18 protein-coding genes are annotated in these 22,311 nt (G+C 58.3%); 14 read left to right on the top strand and 4 right to left on the bottom strand.

Annotated elements, in window-relative coordinates; translation table 11 throughout:
* Nucleotides 1-425: 425 nt before the first annotated feature.
* From HY011_30645 to HY011_30585, 13 genes are all read left to right on the top strand, one after another.
* A complete protein-coding gene (locus HY011_30645; protein ID MBI3427308.1) occupies nt 426-1,325 on the top strand; it encodes a hypothetical protein in 900 nt (299 codons plus the stop codon).
* Between the two features lie 62 nt (nt 1,326-1,387).
* The gene (locus HY011_30640) at nt 1,388-1,831 is read left to right on the top strand and encodes a nuclear transport factor 2 family protein (GenBank protein MBI3427307.1); all 444 of its coding nucleotides are present in this window, start codon (nt 1,388-1,390) and stop codon (nt 1,829-1,831) included.
* A gap of 24 nt (nt 1,832-1,855) precedes the next feature.
* Nucleotides 1,856-3,148: a serine hydrolase gene (locus HY011_30635; GenBank protein MBI3427306.1), complete on the top strand. Its 1,293-nt coding sequence runs from the start codon at nt 1,856-1,858 to the stop codon at nt 3,146-3,148.
* Nucleotides 3,149-3,179: 31 nt separating this feature from the next.
* On the top strand, nt 3,180-4,532 hold the full coding sequence (locus tag HY011_30630; protein MBI3427305.1) for a Gfo/Idh/MocA family oxidoreductase: 1,353 nt from the start codon (nt 3,180-3,182) through the stop codon (nt 4,530-4,532).
* Between the two features lie 131 nt (nt 4,533-4,663).
* The gene (locus HY011_30625; GenBank protein MBI3427304.1) at nt 4,664-5,548 is read left to right on the top strand and encodes a ChbG/HpnK family deacetylase; all 885 of its coding nucleotides are present in this window, start codon (nt 4,664-4,666) and stop codon (nt 5,546-5,548) included.
* Nucleotides 5,527-6,594, top strand: a complete 1,068-nt coding sequence (locus HY011_30620) for an exo-alpha-sialidase (GenBank protein ID MBI3427303.1) — start codon at nt 5,527-5,529, stop codon at nt 6,592-6,594. The genes HY011_30625 and HY011_30620 overlap by 22 nt, the downstream gene beginning before the upstream one ends.
* Before the next feature lie 135 nt (nt 6,595-6,729).
* Nucleotides 6,730-7,605 carry a phytanoyl-CoA dioxygenase family protein gene (locus HY011_30615; protein MBI3427302.1) on the top strand — a complete coding sequence of 292 codons (876 nt, stop codon included), beginning with the start codon at nt 6,730-6,732 and terminating at the stop codon, nt 7,603-7,605.
* Nucleotides 7,606-7,707: 102 nt separating this feature from the next.
* Nucleotides 7,708-9,327, top strand: coding sequence for an L-lactate permease (locus tag HY011_30610; GenBank protein ID MBI3427301.1), 1,620 nt, complete (start codon nt 7,708-7,710; stop codon nt 9,325-9,327).
* Between the two features lie 187 nt (nt 9,328-9,514).
* Nucleotides 9,515-10,672, top strand: coding sequence for a lactonase family protein (locus HY011_30605; protein MBI3427300.1), 1,158 nt, complete (start codon nt 9,515-9,517; stop codon nt 10,670-10,672).
* 309 nt (nt 10,673-10,981) lie between these two features.
* Nucleotides 10,982-11,875: a dihydrodipicolinate synthase family protein gene (locus tag HY011_30600; protein MBI3427299.1), complete on the top strand. Its 894-nt coding sequence runs from the start codon at nt 10,982-10,984 to the stop codon at nt 11,873-11,875.
* 113 nt (nt 11,876-11,988) lie between these two features.
* A complete protein-coding gene (locus HY011_30595) occupies nt 11,989-13,224 on the top strand; it encodes an MFS transporter (GenBank protein MBI3427298.1) in 1,236 nt (411 codons plus the stop codon).
* A gap of 395 nt (nt 13,225-13,619) precedes the next feature.
* Entirely contained in the window at nt 13,620-14,864 is a 1,245-nt protein-coding gene (locus tag HY011_30590; GenBank protein ID MBI3427297.1) for an exo-alpha-sialidase, read from the top strand.
* 182 nt (nt 14,865-15,046) lie between these two features.
* Nucleotides 15,047-16,249 carry an aminopeptidase P family protein gene (locus tag HY011_30585; GenBank protein ID MBI3427296.1) on the top strand — a complete coding sequence of 401 codons (1,203 nt, stop codon included), beginning with the start codon at nt 15,047-15,049 and terminating at the stop codon, nt 16,247-16,249.
* Nucleotides 16,250-16,255: 6 nt separating this feature from the next.
* Here HY011_30585 and HY011_30580 read toward each other — a convergent pair whose 3' ends face one another.
* The 4 genes from HY011_30580 to HY011_30565 all read right to left on the bottom strand — a co-directional run bounded on the left by HY011_30580 (nt 16,256) and on the right by HY011_30565 (nt 21,270).
* Nucleotides 16,256-17,893, bottom strand: a complete 1,638-nt coding sequence (locus tag HY011_30580; GenBank protein MBI3427295.1) for a GMC family oxidoreductase — start codon at nt 17,891-17,893, stop codon at nt 16,256-16,258.
* A 125-nt stretch (nt 17,894-18,018) separates the two neighbouring features.
* Nucleotides 18,019-18,510 carry an energy transducer TonB gene (locus HY011_30575; protein MBI3427294.1) on the bottom strand — a complete coding sequence of 164 codons (492 nt, stop codon included), beginning with the start codon at nt 18,508-18,510 and terminating at the stop codon, nt 18,019-18,021.
* A gap of 160 nt (nt 18,511-18,670) precedes the next feature.
* Nucleotides 18,671-19,828, bottom strand: coding sequence for a hypothetical protein (locus HY011_30570; GenBank protein ID MBI3427293.1), 1,158 nt, complete (start codon nt 19,826-19,828; stop codon nt 18,671-18,673).
* A 269-nt stretch (nt 19,829-20,097) separates the two neighbouring features.
* A complete protein-coding gene (locus tag HY011_30565; protein ID MBI3427292.1) occupies nt 20,098-21,270 on the bottom strand; it encodes a dienelactone hydrolase family protein in 1,173 nt (390 codons plus the stop codon).
* A gap of 114 nt (nt 21,271-21,384) precedes the next feature.
* Between HY011_30565 and HY011_30560 the strand changes: the two genes are divergently transcribed.
* The gene (locus tag HY011_30560) at nt 21,385-22,269 is read left to right on the top strand and encodes an ROK family protein (protein MBI3427291.1); all 885 of its coding nucleotides are present in this window, start codon (nt 21,385-21,387) and stop codon (nt 22,267-22,269) included.
* Nucleotides 22,270-22,311 lie beyond the last annotated feature (42 nt).

Below are 22,311 nucleotides of genomic sequence, written 5' to 3'. Positions count from 1 at the left end.
GTGAGCAAGCGGCGCTTCGGCGTTGCGTCAGTCAGCCGTGCTTGACGCGCCGCTTGCTCACGCGCGCGGTACTGTCCCGCTGCGCGGCTTTTTGCCATACACCGAAGTGCAAACCGATCTAAGGCAGAAGTTACTCAAACTTTTGTAGCTCGTCGTGTGGCTGGCTGCGTATTTACCTGCTCAAACTGCGCGCGCCACTGGTACCTTGCGGCGCGCCGTGCAGTTCATATCCTTTTCGCCTAACGAATTCGGCGCGCGAAATGCCGCTCATCGCCTGGTCACCCTAGACCACCTTGTCAGCGTGACAAGGCGCGGCTAGAATGCGCGCGTCTTTTGTTACCCGCAACGCATTCACTTACAACCAACTTGATCGTACCGTCAGCGCATAAGCGAACGCGGCTGCGTCCGTTTGCTGAGGAGGCTAGATGTTTCGGATCAGAACCGCAGTGCCTTTTCTGTTACTCGTGCTCTGTTTTGGCTATGGGCTGCTGGCGCGTGTGAACAGCCAGAACGCCGTGCCGTCAGGCTTGCGCGCGCAACGCAACACTTGGACGCCGTTGATGGATGTGCTGGCGCCCCAACGCCCGCGCGTGACCGATGAACAACTGGCAAAAATCAAAACCCTGCAAATCGAAAACCTCTGGGGCGCGGTGCAAAACAAAGGCTACAAGAACTGTTTTGTCAGCCACCTCAAAACCACCCAGCCCGGCCTGAAGATGGTGGGCCGTGCCACGACCTTGCGCTATTTGCCGCTTCGCCCCGACGTGGATGAAGCCGTGCAGCAACTGGCGAAAGAAGGCGATTGGGATTACCGCTTCAACACGCGCGGTGGCGAAGACGCCAATGCCGATGATGTAGTCGTGGTCGAATTGGGCGGCATGGTCGAACGCGCCACGTTTATGGGCACGATGACCGGCCTTGCCATCAAGCTGCGCAAAACCGCTGGCATCGTCGTGGATGGCGGCATCCGCGATCTGAACGGCTTTCTGCAATGGAAGGATTTCCCGGTGTATTACGCGGGCGCGCACGCTTCGGCGATGGCCGATCAAATCGGCGTCGAGTGGAATGCGCCTGTGCGCATCGGCTCGATCACGGTGTTGCCCGGCGATGTTGTGGTCGGTGACGAAGAAGGCTTGCTCGTTTTCCCGCCGCAAATCGCGGACGAGGTGATCAAGGCCGCCGAAAATCAAACCTATACCGAAGATTTCAAGGAAGAGGCGATGAAGAGCGGCAAATATAAGACCCGCGATATTTATCCACGGCTCAGCCCGGAAGCTGAAAAAGAATTTGAAGAGTGGAAGAAAAAGCATCCGCGCAAGCCGTAACCAAGCTGTCACCAAACACGAAAACACAAAGAGCCGCTGAGCGGCTTTGGAGAGCATCAGACATGAAAAGAACCTTGTGGATTGTTGGCCTGTTGATGAGCGTGGCATTGATTGCCCAAGCCGTCCCCCAAAAAGGCAGCGGCCTCGAACAGGCCGTCTTGAAACTGGAACAGGAATGGGTGGACGCGCTGACCAAAGCCGATGCCGCCAAGCTGGAAACCTTTTATGCCGACACGTTGGTTTACACGCATTCCGATGGCCGCGTAGACGACAAGACGAAGTACCTCACCAACTTCAAAACGGGCACGACGAAATACGTGTCCATTGACCGCGATGACGTGAAGGTCAATTTGTACGGGGACACGGCGATTGTGACTTGCCACGCGATCATCAAGCTGAAAACGAATGGCGCGGATCGCACTGTGGATGCGCGGATGATTCACGTCTATTCCAAACTGAAAGGGCGCTGGCAGATGGTGGCGCATCAGACGACAAAGGTGGGCTAAACGAGCAAGCAAGGAGCGAACTTCATGAAAAGAACATGGGCATTGCTGCGCGCGACAGCATTGGTGCTGTACGCGCTGATTCCGGTGTACGGCCAGACGGCTGCGCCGGTCAAACCTGAAGCCGTCGGGCTTTCGTCCGAACGGCTGGAGCGCATCAATCAACTGTTTGCGCGAAAAATCAAAGAGGGCAAACTGGTCGGCGCGCTTACGCTGGTGGCGCGGCGCGGCAAGCTGGTGCATCTCGCTGCGGCGGGCCAGGCTGATGCCGAAGCGGGCAGGCCGCTCAAGAGCGATGCGATTTTTCGCATTTACTCAATGACCAAGCCCATCACGACCGTCGCGGCGATGCTGCTTTACGAAGAAGGCAAGTTTCAGTTGGACGACCCGTTGTTGATGTACTTGCCCGAATTCAAAGACGTGCAGGTCTATGGCGAGAACGGCGCGCTGGTGAAACCCAAGCGTCCGATTGCAGTGCGCGATTTGATGTCGCATACATCGGGGCTGACTTACGGCCTCTTTGGCGACACGCCCGTAGACCGGCAATACCGCGCGGCCAACCTGCTGTCGGGCGATCTCACGTTGGCTGAGTTCACCAAAAAGCTGAGCGCGTTGCCGCTACTTTTTCATCCCGGCGAACAGTGGAATTACGGCGTCAGCACCGACGTGCTGGGGCGTTTGGTCGAAGTGCTTTCGGGCAGCACGTTGGATGAATTTATGCGCCAGCGCATTTTCAAACCGCTGGGCATGAGTGACACCGCGTTTGATGTGCCTGCTGCCAAGCTCGACCGCTTCACCGTCAATTATCAGTGGGGCCTGTCGCCGTTTGCGCTGGCGGATGCCGATGGCAAACGGGTGATTGCCGATCAGCCGGGCAAAAGCCGCTACGCGCGTCCAGCGACGTTTTATTCTGGCGGCGGGGGGCTGGTTTCCACGGCGCACGATTATTTGCGGTTTTGCCAGATGCTGCTCAACGGCGGCACGCTGGAGGGCGTGCGGCTGCTTAGTCCCAAGACCGTTCAACTGATGACGATGGATCACACTGCCCACGCGCGTAAGCCGACCGCAGGCGTAACCATCGGCGAAGGCACAGGCTTCGGACTCGGCTTTCGCGTAGTGACCGACGCCGCCGACCATCAACGCATCGGTTCGCTGGGTACTTTTGATTGGGCGGGCGCGGCTTCGACCAGCTTTTTCATTGATCCGAAAGAACAGCTCATCGGCATTATGATGACGCAAAAAATGCCTACGGATTTGCGGCTGATGGCCGAGTTTCGCACGGCGGTTTATCAGGCCATCGTCGAATCAAATGGACATTGATGATGGTTGAATCATCCAGGAGGATTGGTTTATGCAACGTCGAGATTTCATTCGCCAAAGCGCCGCCTTTGCCCTCGCTCCGGCAATCTTGCGCAGGAATTACAAATACGCCGAAGAGTTCGCGCAAAAGAAAGCTCGCGTCGGCCTCATCGGCACCGGCTGGTATGGCAAATCCGACCTGTTCCGCCTGCTGCAAGTCGCGCCGGTCGAGGTCGTCTCGCTCTGTGATGTAGACAAAAAGATGCTGGCCGATTGCGCCGAACAGGTCGCCGGACGGCAGGAATCCAAGAAGACGCCGCGCACTTACGGCGATTACCGCGCGCTGCTCAAAGAGAAAGATTTGGACATCGTGCTGATCGCGACGCCCGACCATTGGCACGCGCTGCCGATGATCGCGGCCTGCGAGGCTGGCGCGGATATTTACGTTCAGAAGCCCATCAGCGTTGACGTCGTCGAAGGTCAGGCGATGGTCGCCGCCGCGCGCAAACACAACCGCGTCGTGCAGGTCGGCACGCAACGCCGTTCGACGCCGCATCTGATCGAAGCCAAAGAGCAGATCGTCCAAACCGGCAAGCTCGGCAAAATCGGGCTGGTCGAGATTTATTGTTATTACCAGATGCGCACCAAAGAGAACCCGCCCGACACCGCGCCGCCCGATTATCTGGATTACGAAATGTGGACTGGCCCCGCGCCCATGCGGCCTTATAACAAGCTGGTGCATCCGCGCAGTTGGCGCGCCTTTATGGAATACGGCAACGGCATCGTCGGCGATATGTGCGTACACATGCTCGACATGGTGCGCTGGATGTGCGGTCTGGGCTGGCCGCGCGAGGTTTCATCGAATGGCGGCATCCTGATAGACAAGGACAGCAAGGCCAACATCACCGACACGCAAACGGCGACCTTTGATTTCCCCGAGTTCCCGGTGATCTGGCAGCATCGCACCTACGGCCATCCGCCCGATCCGAAATATCCCTGGGGCGCGACGATCTATGGCGACAAGGGAACACTCAAGGCTGGCGTGATGAGTTACGACTTCATCCCGACGGATAACAAACAACCGTCGGTGCACAAGGACGTGACTTACGAATTTGAGCAGTACCCGATTGACCGCACCGAAAAGGATTTGGAACGCCACGTTGCGCCCGCGATTCGCGGCCACATGAAAGACCTGTTGCGTTGCATCGAAAACCGCAGCAAACCCGTTGCTGACATCGAACAGGGCCACATCTCGACCGCCAGTTGCATCCTGGCAAATCATTCGATGAAGTTGGGCCGTTCGTTCAAGTGGGACGCCGCCAAGCACCAAGTCGTTGGCGATGCCGAAGCGAACAAGCTGTTGGCGCGCGAATATCGCAAGCCGTGGGTGCATCCGAAGGAATAAGCTTTGGAGTGCGGTGGCTCGACACCGCTTTGGTAACCCCTTGACGGGTCATAATAACGAGGGGCCTGCCAAAGCGGTGTCGAGCCACCGCACTCCAAAGACGCTGCGCGTCAAAGAGGACAAGTGGACACATGAATCGTAGAAGCTTCTTACAAAACAGCACGCTCGCCGTGGCCGCAATGTATGCCGCCGCGCCGCCATCGCGTATTCGCCTGATCACGCGCGGCGATGATCTGGGTTGCGCGCGCAGCCTGAACCGCGCCGTCAAGGAGTGTTATCAAAACGGCATTCTCAAAAACTGCTCCGTGCTGGCGGCCTCGCCTTATGTTGAAGAAGCGGCCAAGCTGCTGGCGAAAACCAAGGGCCTGTGTTTTGGGCTGCACACCGATCTGACGTCCGAATGGGATAACGTCAAATGGGGGCCGGTTGCGCCGCGTGAAAAAGTGCCGTCATTGCTTGACGGCAAAGGCTATCTGCATCAGACCAATGATGGCGTCAAAGCCAGTGCCAAGGCTGACGAAGCGCTGATTGAATTGCAGGCGCAACTCGACAAATTGCGGCGGCTGGGCTTCGATATTCGCTATGCCGATTTACACATGGGCACGGTGCAAGTGGTGCCGGGCCTAGCCGATAAGTTCGGCCCCTGGTGTCAGCAAAATCGCCTGATTGATACGCGCCAAATTGGCGGACGGCTGGCGTTGCCGCGCCCCAGCCCGATTGATCGGCGCCACACAGGTGATTACGTGCAGGATGTGATGAACGCGCTCAAGGCCGTGCCAGACGGCGAATATCTGATCGTCGGGCATTTGGCTTACGACGATGATGAGATTCGCAACCTGGGTCATCCCGGCTATCCGGGCATCGCCGTCGCGCACAATTTGAATTGGGAACGGTTGGCCTACGTGGACGAACGCATGTTGCGGTTCGTCAAAGAAAACGGCGTGCAACCGATTCGTTATGACGAAACCAACGCCGCCCGCGAACAAATGAAACAATGGGGTGGAGCGGCAAAATGAGGCGTCTGCTGGCAGTGCTATTGTTGCTGGCATTCAACGCCCTGGCCGCCCTGGCGCAGGAAACGGCGGCCCAAAAATACCTGCTCTCAGTCGTGCGCATTTACGACCGCGCGTTGCACAGCGCCTTTACCGACCTGGTCGAATTCAACGGCAAACTCTATTGCACTTTTCGCGAAGGCACCGGCCATGTGCCCGGCAAGGAGGGAACCAACGGCACGATTCGCGTCATCACTTCCGCCGACGGCCAGAACTGGCAAGCAGCCGCGTTGCTGAGCGAAGAAGGCGTGGATTTGCGTGATCCGAAATTGTCAGTCACGCCGGATGGGCGGTTGATGCTGTTGATCGGCGGCTCGTATTACGAAGGTGAAAAGCTGGGCCTGCGCCGCACGCGGGTTTCCTTTTCCGACAAGCTGGGCCGCAACTTTGGCGTGCCGCGCCCGGTGGAGATTGATCCGAAAATCAAAACCGACGCCGACTGGCTCTGGCGCGTGACGTGGCAGCGCGGCATCGGTTACGGCGTGTTGTACCAATCCGGCGGTGATGAATATCAGGCGCATTTGGTTTCGACGCGCGATGGCATCCGGTATCAATGGGTGACGAGCTTTGAGATTGCCGGGCGGCCCAACGAGACGACCGTGCGCTTCCTGCCCGACGGCGAAATGCTGGCCTGGGTGCGGCGCGAACGCGGCACGCAAAACGGCTTTCTCGGCAGCAGCCGTCCGCCGTATACAAATTGGACGTGGCAAGAGCAGAACGTGCGGCTGGGCGGGCCGAATTTTATCGCGTTGCCGGACGGGCGATTGCTGGGCGTGACGCGTGGGCATTTGGCTGACCGGCAGACAAGCACGTATGTGGCGTGGCTGACGAAGGAGGGCGCAGTCAATCTAATCGTGACCTTGCCCAGCGGCGGCGACACCAGCTATGCGGGGCTGGTCGTGCGCGGCGCTCAACTGCTGGTTTCGTATTACGCCAGCCATGAAGGTAAAACGGCGATTTATCTGGCGACGCTGAATTTGAAACGCCTGTTGCGCGAGACTGATCATTAAAGCAGAACACGTTGGTACGGAACCGGGAGCGATAGCGACCGGGTTTGCTTCGAGTCAGATCGTACTTGATGGCGTCTAACCCGGTCGCTATCGCTCCCGGTTCCGTACCGGCACACTGTCCCAACCTTCAACACAATGTTACAAACACAAGCTGACTCCCAACCCATCAACCACCACTTCAATCCTGAATTCAACAAACTCTATCCCGAAGCCGACCGCTTGGCTGAGCTGGCGCGCGAGTTCCGCTTTCACGAGGCCGGTGTGGCCGCGCCACAAACACTGACGCGCGAACAAATCGCGGCGTTCAATCGTGATGGTTACATCAGCGGTATACGCATTTTCACGGAAGCGGAAAGCGCTGCTCACCGCCGTTACTTCGACGAATTGCTGACGCGCGTGCTGGCTGCGGGACAGGACAATTACTCGATCAAGACGGCGCATCTGCTGTACGGCAAGGTGTACGACCTGCTCACCGATGCGCGCATTGTGGCGTATGTCAAAGACCTGCTGGGTGAAAATGTCATCGGCTGGGGCGCGCACTTTTTCTGCAAATTGCCAGGTGACGGACGCACCGTCGGCTGGCATCAGGATGCGGGCTATTGGCCGCTGACGCCGACCAAGGCCGTGACTGTCTGGCTGGCGATTGATGACGCCGATGTCGAAAACGCCTGTATGCGCTTCATTCCCGGCTCGCATCATTTCGGCCATCTGACCTATCAACTCACCGAAGAGAGCGACCCCAGCATTTTGAATCAAGTTGTGCCGGAGGCCGAACGCTTCGGCGCGCCAGTCAACAACGTGCTGCGGGCGGGCGAAATTTCTATCCACACCGATCTGTTGCTGCACGGTTCCGAGGCGAATACCTCCGCGCGGCGGCGCTGCGGGTTGACGTTGCGTTACACCACCGCAGACGTGCGCGCCGGCATGGATTGGAACCTGAAAGGCGTGCTCGTCAGTGGTTCCGATCCGGCTGGCCATTGGGCGAACCCGCCGCGCCCCGCCAACGATTAACAACGCCGTTGCCGCTACTGACTACCGGCTACCGACTACTGGTTACTGACTACCGGCTACTGACTACCGGCTACTGACTACTGACTACTGACTACTTTTATGATGATCTGGGAACAAGTTTACGATCCTTTCCACAATCGTGCGCTCTCGACGGCGGTTTCGTCGCTGCCGGTGCTGACGTTGTTTTTCGTGCTGATCGTGCTGAAAAAACGCGTCTGGGTGTCGGCGCTGAGCGGCATGCTGATGGCCGTGCTGCTGGCGCTGGTGGCGTTCAAAATGCCCGCCGCGCTGGTCACCACGGCGGCCTTTCACGGCTTTATCTTCGGCATACTGCGCATCGCGTGGATCATCGTGGCCTCGATCTTTTTGTACAACATCGCTTGTGAGACGGGGCAGTTTCAGGTGATGAAAGATTCGATTGCCGGATTGTCGTCAGACAAGCGGCTGCAACTGGTGCTGATCGCGTTTTGCTTCGGCGCGTTTTTGGAAGGCACGGGCGGCGGCGGCGCGCCGGTGGCGATTGCGGGCGCGTTCCTGATCGGCTTGGGCTTCAATCCCTTTCAAGCGGCGACGCTGTGTTTGATTGCGAATACCGCGCCGGTCGCCTGGGGCGGCGTCGGCAATCCGATTCGCACGCTCGCGGGCGTGACCGGTTTGCCCGAATTGCAATTCAGCGCGATGACCGGGCGCATTTTGCCGCCGCTGTCGTTGATCCTGCCGTTCTGGCTGGTGCGCAGCATGGTCGGTTGGCGCGAGACCTTTCAGGTTTGGCCCGCGCTTTTCGTCAGCGGGTTATCGTTCGCGGGGATGCAGTTTTATTGGTCGAACTATCAGGATGCGGGTTTGGTGGATGTGGTTTCATCGGTCTTTTCGTTGCTGGTGATGGTGGCGTTTTTGAAATTCTGGAAGCCATCAGAAGTGATTCCCGTCAGCGGCGAACTCGCGACCCACATCCCGCACCACTCGCTGGGCGAAGTGCTGAAAGGCTGGTCGCCGTTCATCGTCGCTTCGATCCTGATCTTCATCACGGGCCTGCCGTCGGTGAGCAAGTATCTGACCTTCGATGCATTGAAAATCCCGATGCCGATGCTGCACAACGCGGTCATGAAAATGCCGCCCGTCGCGCCGCGCCCCTTGCCCGAAGACGCCACCGTCAATCTGAACTTCATCAGCCTGCCGGGCACGGCGGTTTTTATTGGCGGCATCATCGCGGCCTTGCTCGCCGGGTTGCCGTTCGGGAAAACGATGCGCCTTTTCAAAGAGACGCTCGTGCAATTGATCCCGTCGTTATTGGCAATCAGCTTTATGGTCGGTTTGGCGTATGTGACGCGCTATTCGGGCATGGATACTGTGTTGGGCTTGAGTATGACCAGCACCGGCTGGCTCTACCCGTTCTTCGGCACCATGCTCGGCTGGTTGGGCGTTGCACTGACAGGCACCGACGCGGGGTCGAATGCGCTTTTCGGCAACTTGCAGAAAGTGACCGCCGAGCAGTTGGGCCTAAGCCCGATCCTGATGGGCGCGGCCAATTCGGCGGGCGGCGTGATGGGCAAGATGATTGACGCCCAATCCATCGTCGTCTCGAGCGCGGCTACACAACAGCACGGCAACGAAGCGGCGATTTTCAAAGCGGTCTTTTGGCACAGTTTGGCGCTGGCTTGCCTGGTGGGGTTGATCGTGATGGTTTATGCGTATGTGATGCCGTGGGTGATTCCACGCTAATTGCTGGGATGCAGGCATCTTTGCCTGCTATAAAAAAAGCGGCGCAGACTTTCTTTTCCCCGGTTGCATAAGGCGCGTATTAGACAGCGGAACGCTGCGCCGCTTTCCTCACAGCAGGCAAGGATGCCTGCGCTCCCAGGGGATGCCTGATTTTTCATCTGACCGATTAACTCGGAGTAAACGCACTATGGTAAATCCTTCAACTCGTCGTGAATTCATTGCTGCCGCCAGCCTCAGCGCCGTCGGCTTTTCATTTACAGCGAATGCCGCCACCAAAGACATGCTGGTTTATATCGGCACCTATACGAACAAAACCAGCGAAGGCATTTATGTCTATCGTCTGGATACCGCGACCGGCGAACTGAAACCGTCGAGCGTCACCACGCACAAGCTTAGCCCGTCGTTTCTGGCGATTGACGCCAAACGGCGCTTCCTTTACGCCGCCAACGAAGTCAACGAGTTCAACGGCAAGAAAGGTGGCGGCGTGACGGCCTTTGCCATTGATCAGAAAACCGGCGCGCTCAAACAACTCAATCAGCAATCCTCGCCCGGCATTCCGGCGCACGTCTCGGTGCATCCGTCCGGCAAATGGGTGTTGCTGGCGAATTACGGTGGCGGTAGTGTCGTGCTTTATCCCGTCAATGCCGATGGCAGTTTGGGCGCGCTCAGCGATGTCGCGCAACACACGGGCACGGGCGGCAATCCACAACGCCAGAAGGAACCGCACGCGCATAGTTGCGTGTTGGACGCGGCGGGCAATTACGCCTTCGCGCCCGACCTCGGCATAGACAAGGTGATGAGTTACAAGCTGGACACCAAGAACGGCAAGCTGATTGCCAACGGTTTCGCCGCGACCAAACCGGCGTCAGGGCCACGCCATTTCGACTTTCATCCCAACGGCAAATTCGGCTACGTCATCAACGAATTGGATTCGACGGTGACCGCCTTCGCCTACGACAAAGCCCAAGGCAAGCTGAGCGAGATTCAGAACATTTCGACACTGCCCGCCGGGTTCAGCGGCACGACGTATTGCGCCGACATCCACGTGCATCCGTCGGGTAAATTCCTGTATGGCTCCAATCGCGGCCACGACAGCATCGTGAGCTATGCTGTAGACGCGCAAACCGGCAAGTTAGTGTTGATTGGATACGAACCCGTGCAGGGCAAATGGCCGCGCAATTTCGGGATTGACCCGACCGGGCAATGGTTGCTGGTGGCGAATCAGAACACCGACAACATCGCCGTCTTTCGCCTTGATCAGCAAAGCGGCAAGTTGAGTTTCACTGGCAAGCAAATCACGATCAGCGCGCCGGTGTGCGTGAAATTCATTCCGGCATTTTCTTGAATCAGTTGCAGGGTTGAGTTGTACCCGAAGAAATTGCTACCCAAGCCCTGAAAGGGCGCAATTCAATAGCCCAGGGCAACGCCCTGGGTACTGACGAACAAACAAGACAAGCCCTAAAGGGGCGCAATAGCCACCTGAAATTTCGCCCTTTCAGGGCTTATGAATTTTCGGTTGATACCAGGGGCGTTGCCCCCCTGGCTATTGAATTTCGCCCCTTCAGGGCTTTAAGGCACGAATTAAAGCCGAGCACTACAGTTCTTCGTATCGCACCGCAAGCGTATACGCACTCGCAAATCGCTCTTAACCACCATGACCACGTTTCACGGCATCTTACCCGCAGCCGTTACGCCTTTTGACGCGGCGGGACAGTTTAATCCCGCCGCGTTCGCGCAATTGCTGGCGCGCTTTTACGCCGCCGGTGCGCATGGCGTTTACGTCTGTGGCTCGACTGGCGAAGGCTTGTTGCAATCGGTCGCGCAACGCCAGGCCGTCACCGCCGCCGCCGTTCAACATTCGCCCGCAGGCAAACAGGTGATCGTGCACGTCGGCGCGTTCCTGACCGCCGATGCCGTCACGCTGGCCCAGCACGCCGCCCGCGCCGGAGCGCACGCCGTCAGCGCCTTGCCGCCGGCGGGCAGTTACAGCTTTGCCGAGATCAAGGCGTATTACCGCGCCATCGCCACGGCGTCGGATTTGCCGTTGCTGATTTACTTTATGCCCGCGCTTTATCCGGGCATCTCGACCGCCGCGCAGATTCACGAACTGTGCGAATTGCCGAACGTTATTGGGCTGAAGTTCACCGACTTCGATCTGTATAAGCTGTCGCGGCTCAAACAGCGCGGCGTGACGCTCTTCAGCGGCTACGACGAAGTGCTGGTCGCCGGCTTGCTGATGGGCGCGGATGGCGGCATCGGCAGCTTTTACAACGTCGTGCCGGAACTCTTCGTCGAGCTTTACGCACACGCCCAGGCGGGCGCATGGGCGCAGGCGCGCGCCGTGCAAGAGCGCATCAACGAACTCATCACCATCGGCTTGCGCTACCCGGTCGTGCCCGCTGTCAAAGCGATGTTGCGGCGGCAGGGAATTGATTGTGGGGAGTGTTTGGAACCACGCCGCAAGCTGACTGCTGCGGAAGAGGCTGATTTGGATGCGCAGTTGGCGCAGTCGAGTTTTCGCCAGTTGTGTCAGGCCTCAAGCAGATGAAACCACGAAGAAACGAAGGACACGAAGAAAAGGTCGAAGCTTCCCGACTTCTTCGTGGTTAAAAACAGCCTCAATGTTCTGTGACTTGACGGATTTTGCGGGAGAATCGAATCGTGAAACGCACACACTACGCCTGGCTTCTAGTCGCGCTGCTCTGGGTCGTGGGAATGCTCAATTACCTTGACCGGCAGGTGATCTTTTCGCTGTTCCCGCTGCTGCGTGCGGAGTTTCAGGTCAGTGATGCGCAACTCGGTTTGGTCACGCCCGCGTTCCTGTGGGTATATGGCGCGCTCAGTCCCTTCGGCGGGTATTTGGCCGACCGCTTCAGCCGCAGCAAAATCATCCTCGTCAGTTTGTTCGTCTGGTCTGCCGTCACCTGGGCGACCGGGCACGTCAGCGGCTTCGGGCAACTGCTGGGCGCGCGCGCGTTGATGGGCATCAGCGAAGCCTGCTACATCCCGGCGGCGCTGGCCTTGCTGGCCGATCATCACGGCGAACGCACGCGCTCGCTGGCGACGGGCTTGCACCAGAGCGGCCTTTACATCGGCATGATCGCAGGCGGCTGGGCGGGCGGCTGGATCGGGCAACAGTACGGCTGGCGCGCGGCGTTCACGTGGTTGGGCGTGGCGGGCATTGCGTATTCCGTCGTGCTAATCGTGGGCTTGCGTGAAGCCGATGTTGCGTCGCGCGTTGACCCGGCGACAACGCAAACGGATTGGTGGGCGGCGCTCACGGACTTGCTATCCAACCGCGACTTTCTGTTGCTGGGCGCGGCCTTCACGCTCTTTTCCGTCGCCGGTTGGATCGTGCTGACGTGGCTGCCGCTCTATCTTTACGAACGCTTTCAGATGACGCTGACGGGCGCGGGCTTTTCGGCGACCTTTTACATTCAGGCGGCGGCCTTTGCCGGAATCCTGGGTGGCGGCGTGTTGGCTGACCGTTGGAGCCGCACCAATCCGCGCGCCCGCGTGCTGGTGCCGGTCGCGGGCTTTGCGGCGGGCGGCGTATTTCTATTCGTCGTCGGCTGGACTTCGTCGCCGCTGGTGCTGTCGGTTTGTCTGGTCGTGTATGGCTTGAGCCGGGGCTTGCTGGATTGCAACGCGATGCCGATCCTGTGCCAGATTGCGCCCGCGCATGTGCGCGCGACGGGCTATGGCCTGTTCAACTTGGCGGGTTGCATTGTCGGCGGCACAATGGCGGCGCTGGCTGGGGCGTTGAAAAGCACCATCGGATTGGGCGGCGCGTTGCAGGCTTCGGCGCTGTTGTTGTTGGTCGCGGCGGTTGTGTTGTGGCGTGTGCAGCCGCAGGAAAAACAGGGCGAACAGGCGCGCCGGTTGGCCACGGTTTGATGTACGCCAAGCCTGAGGTAAGGCCGGGTGAGTTCTTCAGCCCGCGAACGCGGGCGGCAGCATAAAGCCCAGGGTGGAGCGCGTTAGCGCGGAACCCTGGGTACGCTAGCGAGAATGCGCCAAGCCCGCGAAGGCGGGCGACAGATAGTGGCCCGCCATTTAATGTTTGCTGAATGTCTGCCGCCCACTCCGTGGGCTTATAGATTCAATGGACGCTTTCCTAGATCGGTTTTCATTTGCGTGTACGGTAGGCGCGCTGCGCCGGGACAGTACCGCGGCGCGGCTTTTTGCCATACACCGAAGTGAAACCGATCTAGGGTTCCGGCTGCCGTCTTCCCCCCAGGCTTTATGCTGCCGCCCGCCTTCGCGGGCCGAAAACGTGCAACTGCATCCTGATGAAACGAACATACCAACAACTTAGCTTAATCATCCTTGTCTGCGGCCTTGCCGCAGGTGTCTACGGCATTCTTTCCGTCGCTGCCTCCGCGCCGCGCGACCTGATCGCACGCATCGAACACATTACTTGGAATCGCAACCGCGACAACCAGGGCACGACGTGGTTCCTGCCGCGCCTGTGCGTGTTGCCTTCGCCGCAGGGCGCACAAAAATTCATGACCTTGCAATGGATCAAAGGCTCCGACTATTACGGCCCGGTGCAATGGCAGGAGGTGCGGGGTGATGGCGCGGATTGGCAAACGTGGAGCGCGCTGCAACCCGTGCCCGGCTTCGGACGGCGGCCATACGCGGGCGGCATCGAAGAGGCCGTCAGCGATGTGATGCCGCAATATCACCCGAACACCAAAAGCATCATCGCGCTCGGCCACATCGTCTATTACCGCGATGGCAAATACTTTCCCGAACAGCCGCAACGTTACCCGGTCTATGTCGTGCGCGATGCCAAAGGGAATTGGTCGTCACGTCAGCGGCTGGAATGGAACGACCCGCGTGGCAGCGCGCTTTATACGGCGGGCGGCGCGCAATGGCTGATCTTGCCGAATGGCGACGCGCTGATTCCCATGTCGTTCCGGCCTAAGGAGCGTGCCGATTACGGCGTCACCACGGCGCTCTGTTCGTTTGATGGCAAGGAACTCAAGCTCAAACAAGTCGGCAATGAGTTGCGCAACACGGTCAAACGCGGCTTGCTGGAACCCTCGCTCGTGCATTTTCGCGGTCAGTATTTCCTGACGATTCGTGCCGAAGACGGCTTTGGTTACGTCAACACGTCGAAAGATGGTTTGCAGTGGAGCGAGCCGGTCGCGTGGAAGTTCGATGATGGCGAGGCGCTGGCGATGTCTACGACGCAGCAGCATTGGCTGGCGCATTCGGAAGGACTGTTTTTGGTTTACACACGCAAGACGGCGGAGAACGAAAAAGTAATGCGCTGGCGCTCGCCCTTGTTCATCGCGCGCGTAAATGAAAAGACGCAACGACTGATACGCGCAACGGAGCGCACGGTCTTTCCGCTGTACGGCGACCCGGTGAATCGTCCCAATGAAGTCCCGCACTACGGCAACTTTCACACCGTCAACATCAACGCCAGCGAATCGTGGATCACGGTGGGCGAAGTCATCCCGGCCAACTTCGGCGGCGATTTGCTGTTGGCGCGTGTGCATTGGGCAAAGCCGAACCGCTTACAATAAAGTGATCCTGAATTCAGGTGGTAGCGCAAGTAAGACCGATAGGAAAGAGATCACGGAACAGATGGAAATAACGGAACACACGGAACTACATTTGGCTAACAACCTTCCGCTTGTTCCGTTATTTCCGTCTGTTCCGTGATCTCTTTGTCAGTTGATTTACTACTCAGATCAAAAGGGAGTTTATGTCATTCACCCATTCCACTCGTGTTACTGAAATCCAAACCGCCCTGCGTGAGGCAGGCTTGTCCGGCTGGCTGTTTTACGACTTCCGTCACAGCGATCCGCTGGCGTGGCGCATCTTGAAACTCGATCCGCACGCGCATGCCACGCGCCGCTGGTTTTATTACGTCCCCGCGGCGGGCGAACCGGTCAAGATCGTGCACGCCATCGAGACCGACAAACTCGACGACCTGCCGGGCCGCAAGATCATTTATTTGCGTTGGCAGGCGTTGCAGGCGGCGGTGGCCGAAGCGTTGAGCGGCGCGCAGCGCATTGCGATGCAGTATTCGCCCAACAACGCGATTCCGTACATCGCTCGTGTAGACGCCGGGACGCTCGAACTCGTGCGCAGCTTCGGCGTCGAAGTCATCACGAGTGCCGACCTGGTGCAAGTGTTTGAAGCCGTCTGGTCGCCCGCCCAGCACGCCACGCACGTCGAAGCGGCCATCAAAGTGCATCGCATCATTCACGAGGCCTTCGCCGAAATCGCGCGCGGCATTCGGGCGAATGAGGCGCTGACTGAATACGCGATCCAGCAATTCATGTGGCGGCGCTTTGCCGAAGAAAACATGCACGCCGACGCGCCGCCTATCGTCGCGGTCAACGCCAACGCCGCGATGCCGCATTACAGCCCGAACGCCGAACGCCACGCGCCGATCAACGCGGGCGATTTTGTGCTGCTGGATGTGTGGGCGAAGTTGAAACAGCCCGCGTCCGTCTATGCCGATCTGAGTTGGACGGGTTTTGTCGGTGCGACGGTGCCCGAAAAGTACACGCGCATCTTCGACATCGTCGCGGGCGCGCGCGATGCCGCAGTGGCGTTCATTCGCGCCAAGGTCGCGGCGGGCGCGCAGTTTCGCGGCGCTGAGGTGGATGACGTGTCGCGCGCGGTGATCGTGAACGCGGGTTACGGCGACAACTTCCTCAATCGCACCGGCCATTCCATCGGCGAAGAAGTCCACGGCAACGGCGCGAACATTGATAACCTCGAAACGCCCGACAGCCGGGTGATTATGCCGCGCACCTGCTTTTCGATTGAGCCAGGCATTTATTTGCCGGGCGATTTCGGCTTGCGGTCAGAGATTGATGTGTACGTGGGCGAAGGTACGGTGGAGATCGCGGGGCAGCCGATTCAGACGGCGGTGATTCCAATTCTTGCCGGATGAGTTGAGCTATAAGTTGCGCTTCTTCCTTTGCTCGGCGATGTACCGCGAAGCCCGCACCGACAACGCCGCAATCGTCAGCGTCGGGTTCTTTTCCGAAAAGGTCGTGAAGCTACCGCCATCCACGACGAACAGGTTCTTGACCTCGTGCGCTTGGCAATAGCTGTTGAGTGCTGAAGTCTTTGGGTCTTTGCCCATTCTGACCGTGCCGGTTTCATGGCTGGCAAAGCCGCCCGGCTTCACGTCGTTTTTCAAAATCATGTCGGTACCACAGGCCGCGAAGACTTCAAAAATCGAATCCGTCATCTCTTTGAACAAGGCCAAATCGTTCTCGCTCCACTGAAAATCAATGATCGGAATCGGGATGCCGTGCTTGTCGGTTTTGGCTGGGTCAACCGTGACGCGATTGCTGGCGCGCGCTTCGACCTTGCCCCACGCGCCGACCTGGAACATCGCCGGTTGCAAGTCGCGCACGCGCTGCTTGTAGCTAGAACCGAAGCCCGCGACTTGCCTGGCGTGCGGCACCGAATCCCAATGGTGATAGTTGAGTTGCATCCCCCAGCCGCCGACGTAGCTTGGCTTGCTTCCACGCCAAGAGGGCAGATGATTGAAACGCGGAATGTAGGCGTGATCGGTCGCACCATCGCCGGTGAACGTATCCTTGCCGAGCAACTCTTTCACATAACCCGTCGTGGCATAGTTGATGTGGCCGGTCAGGTAGCGGCCCACCACATCGTTGTTGTTGGCGAGGCCGTTGGGGAATTTATCCGATTTGGAATTGAGCAGCAGCCGTGCCGATTCAACCGAAGCGCAAGCCAGCACGATGACGCGCGCGTGAATCTCTTCTTCCTTGCCCGTCACGCGGTCAATGATCGAAACGCCGCTGGCCCGGCCTTCCTTATCCACCAACACCTGCCGCGCCAGCGCATTCATCCGCAACGTCAGCTTGCCCGTCGCCAACGCTTCGGGAATGACCGTGATGTCGCTCGACCAGACGGCGCGGGCGTCGCACACGTCCATGCAATGACCGCAGAAATGACAAGCGCCGCGCCCGGTCTTGCCTTTTAACAACACGGCCTTGCGCGTGGGGATGAGCTTGATGCCGCGTTTGGCCAGCCGCGTTTGCGCGTAGCGTTCGGAGCAGCGCAGCGCAGGCGACTCGGCTACGAAATTGCCATCGGGCAGGTGCGGCAGGTTTTCCTTGGTGCCAAAGACGTGCATCTCGCGTTCGACGTAAGAGTAAAACGGTGCGAGTTCTTCATAGCTCAGCGGCCAATCCTCTTCGATCCCGAACAGCGAATGTTCGCGGAAATCGTCGGCGGAAAAGCGAAAGCTGGCGGCGTTCCAATGAAAGGTGCGGCCCCCCAACGTGCGGATGCGGTCAATGCCAACGCGCTCGCCGCGAAATTCGATGGCGTTGCGGATGTTGTCGGGATAGAGCGTCGCCTGTTTGAACAGCCCAAAGCCGCGCTTGGGCAATTCATACGGCGCGTCGTGGATGTAGAGGTCTTCCAGGCGGCCCTTGTTGCCGGCTTCGAGCAGGATGGTGTCGGCCCCGGCGGCGGTCAGTTCCTTGGCGGCAAAGCCACCGGCAGCGCCGGAGCCGATGATGCAGACGTCGTAGATGCGTTTTTGGGTGATGTTCATACGCGTAATAAATGGTCTAGCGCCGGGCGCAACCGAGCGCGACATAGAGCGCTCGAAATACGATGAGAAACTCGCTCGCCTTGCATCGGTTGCTGCTATTGGTCAGCCGCCGGTGGTTGCTATGCTCAAGGCTGTGCAGGACATCCCCCGCGACGAAGTTGGCGGCGGCGTTTCTCAGTACAATCATCACAACTCGGCTCGAAGGGATGCGCTTTGACCTCCACATCGGTGCGGCTAGACCACAGCGGTTCCAGCTTCTTCTCGGGAATTTCAAAGGGCAAGATGTGAAAAGCAAACCGAAGCACTTCTCGACGTCGGTTTGATTCATCTCTAACGGTGTCAAATTGCCAACTGCTCGCAGCTTTCAAAGCTGTTTGCCACAATAACGGATGGCCATACAAGACATCGGTCGCCGTAACATTGCCCATTGGGTCAACCTCAACGACTACAGCCACCGGGCCTTGGACACAAGCAGCGCGCGCGATTGGCGGATACGGCGGAACCACTGGTGAGACAGGTTGGGGCTGGGAGGGTAAGCGCGTTGGTTCTTGAACGGCAAGGCCGACACTGGCGGAGAGGAGCATAATTCCCAAGCAAACGGTGAACGGTTTCAGCATACGATTATCCATATAGTCGCTAGGCGACCGGACAGGAACTCAGAAGGCTCGCCCTGGGTACGCATCGCTTCCAGCGTGCAGTCTCGGCTCAAGACGTATTCCTGCCGGAAGGAAGCCGTCTGCCATTGAGACTGCACGCTGGAAGCGATGCGTACCCAGGTTATTTCAATTCTAGTAAGTGCTTGCTGATCAAATCTTGATACGACTGATACCCGCCGCTGCCAAACTCCTTCACAAAGCTGTCCAGCGTTTGCAGCAGTTGCGTGCTGTAATAACCGTTCACCGTTTGCGGGTGGTCGTAACCCATCGAGCCGTTGAAGTAGCTGCGGATAAACACCGAATGCTCGTTGCGCGGCAACTGCCGCAGGTTCTCGGCGAACTGGTCGAAGCTGCTGCCGTAACCGCGCATCAGGTAAAACTCTACGTTGGAGGTGTAAAAGGCCGAGACCTTTTCGCCTTTCTCAGCAATGTATTTGCCGATGTTGGCGAGCGCTGCTTTGCCCGCGAGGTCGCCGACGACGGGGATGATCAGGTCTTTGTCTTCGAGCGACTTGACATACTGGAAATCGGCTTCGTTGACGAGATAGTTGCACTGCTTGCCGGTCAGGTCTTTTTCCAGCAGCAAGTCACGGTAGTCGGGATAGTACGAACGCGAGCCGCGCCCTTTGCTGGTGAAGCGCAGCTCCAATCCGGCGTTGAAAAATTCCTGGTGAATGCGTCTGATATTGTCGAGTTCATCGGCTTTGAGCGGCAGGCCCATTGCTTTGACGCGGGTTTGAATCTCGTTGCGCGTTTGCTCAAACAGTTCGGTCTTCTTCGGCGTCTTGTCGAGATATTCGAGCAGTTGCGCGATGCTCTTCGCGTCCCAGGCTTTCACATCCACTGGCATGGGTTTGCCGAAGATGTGGCAGAGGTATTCCAGCCGATTGCGCGACATTGCGAACAGCGCTTTGAACCAGAGATGCTGCAACAGATTGTCGCGGCGAATATCAATCATGAAGGCCAGCTTCGGGCGAATCTGCGCGATATAGGTGAAGCCGGTGTCGGGGCCTACGCCAATGTACGCGCCGCCCGTGACGTTGCGTTTGCGCAGCGCGCCCATCACGTGCTGGAACGAGGCTTCGTTCGAGATCAGGTTGTCGGTGTCGAAATAACCGCCAGGTTCGGACAGGCGTTCGATCAGGCGGGCGAAGTCGGTGGCGGCAACAGGCGTGGAGGTTGGTTTGGCTTGTTGGGCTTGTAACTGGCGCGATGGGAAGATGGGCGCTTGCGCCAAGGCGCAAAAGAGCAACGTGATGAAGAGGGCTTTTCTGGACATCGTGTTACCTCACAGATACTCAAAGCCCTGAAAGGGCGACATTCAGTAGCCCAGGGCGTTGCCCTGGGTCGCGGCGTCAAATCAGACAAGCCCTGAAGGGGCGCAATAATCACTCGCAATTTCGCCCTTTCAGGGCTTGTGAATCATCTTGGCACAAGTACCAGGGGCGTCGCTTCGCTGTGCCCCTGGCGATTGAATTTCGCCCTTTCAGGGCTTTACGAATCAAATGAAGCTTGACGCGCCTCGTACCTTATCGGCGACGCGCGTCGTCAATTCGCGTGCGTCGTTTGCCCCGCGCTCACGCCGCTCGCTTTCCAGATCAATTCGCGCGGCCAGTGGTTCTGTTGCAGAAACGGCAAATACTCCTGTTCGCCGCGCACGTAGTAACCCAGGAACGCGATGCTATAGGCGTTGATCACGGCATAGGTCGTTTCCATCGAAGTGAATTCAAACTCTTCGCCCGTCGCGCGCCGCTTGCCCTTGCCGATGCCGTCGCCGAAGTTCTTGTCCAGCTTGAAGACATCGGTGAAGGAATAATGGCCGCCGTCTTTCAGCTCCAACAAAAACGCCGGGCCGGTGTGTTTGGCGTAGTTTTCGCGCACGCGTTTATTGCCTTCCTCTTTGATCGTGGTGTCTTCGCTGCCGAGCATGTAGAGCGAAGGCACGGTCAGGTTGGCGTGATCTTCGGGCGCGCCGGACATGGCGAGCACGGCTTTGAATCGCGCGTCCACATCGGCCACGCGAATGGCGGTCATCGAACCGAAGGACATCCCGGCGGCGACCGGTTTGCTCAAGTCAAGCTTGCCTGCAAAGCGGCTGTCCGCGCCGTTCTGCCAAAGCGTGATTTGATCGAGCAAGAAGCTCATATCAAGCGGGCGATCAATCCACGACTGTTCGCGGCCATTGTTCTGATACAGGATCGGCTTGCCGTTGAGCAGCGTAACGATGGCGTTGCCGGTGTGGTCGGCGGAAACGACGACGTAACCGTGCGAAGCCAGGTAATCGCACCAGAAGGTGTTTTGCATGCGCATGCCGCGATTGCCGTGCGAAAAAATGATGACCGGGAATTTGCCTTCGCGCACGCGGGCGTCGCGGACGGCATCGTTGAAATACTGCTGATCCAACTCGGCAACCGGTTTTTTGAACGCCAGCTTGAGCAGGCCATCCAATTGCGGCGTGATGCCGCCGGGGAAGAAATTCGAGAGTTTGTTTTTCGGCAGGTTGCGCGCATCGTCTGCCGCCGGATACCAGATTTCGGTGACCAGCGTGCGCGGCTCCTTGGTGAAGGCGTCGGTGCGTTTGTGGTCAACAAAAACGGTGGTCGTCACGCCCACGGGATGCGGGCCGGGCTTCAACGGATCGAGCGGTTTGGCTGTGGCGGTCAGGCCGCAGAATGAAAGCGCGAGCAGCGCCAGATGCATGTTCCAACGAGCGATTTGCATGATCTCGTTCCTCTTCGCAATTGGTGATGATTCAGTTATATTCCGAGCGCCGCGATTTTACGCACAAACGCAATGCAGCGCCAACGCAAAGCAATCCAAATTTCGGAGAGTTGAATGCCTACGACGAAACAGAAGAAAACGAAACCGGCCCGCAAAGCTGCGCCCAAAAATACTAGGAAGACGGCCCCCAAGCAGGCTGCCAAGAAAGCACGCTCGAAGACCGCGCCTGCTGCCCTCATCATCACCGCGCCACCCGCGCCGCTGGATTACCAAGGTATCAAGACGCTCGCTTTCGACATCGGTGGTTCGGGGTTGAAGGCTTCGATCCTGGATGAACAGGGCGAGATGCTGACGGCGCGTGTGCGCGTGGATACGCCGCAGCCCTGTCCGCCGCGCGTCTTGCTGGAAAAGTTCAAAGAGTTGACCGCGCAATTGCCGCCCTATGACCGCATCTCAGCCGGCTTCCCTGGCGTGGTACGGCACGGGCGCACGCTGTCAGGCGTCAATCTCGATCCGCAAGGTTGGAAAGGTTTCGACCTGCAAATCGCCTTGCAAAAGCTGACCGGCAAACCGGTCATCGTCATCAACGACGCCGATATGCAGGGCCTCGGCGCGATCAAAGGCAAAGGCGTAGAGTTGGTGCTGACGCTCGGCACCGGCCTCGGTTCGGCATTGTTTGAAGATGGACGGTTGGCTCCGCATTTGGAATTGGCGCACATCCCGTTTCGCAAAGGAGAGACCTACGAAGAACAACTCGGCAACCGTGCGTTCAAAGAAGTCGGCAAACGGCGCTGGAACAAACGCGTGCAGATGGCGATTGATTACTTCCGCACGCTGACGAATTTCGACCGGCTGTATTTGGGCGGCGGCAATGCCGCGAATCTCTCCTTCAAATTGACGCACGACATCGAAGTCGTCTCGAACACTTACGGCATCAAGGGTGGGATTTGGGTGTGGAAGGATCCGAATTTGAATGATGGCATCTCGAAGGAAGAATGAAGCAAAGGCTGAAATTCACCCTTTGCTTCATTCTTTCTTCGC

Source organism: Acidobacteriota bacterium (assembly GCA_016196035.1).
In the GTDB taxonomy this organism is placed as follows: Bacteria; Acidobacteriota; Blastocatellia; order RBC074; family RBC074; genus JACPYM01.
The sequence above is the reverse complement of the archived record's forward strand: the minus strand, read 5'-3'. Positions and strand labels throughout refer to the sequence as shown.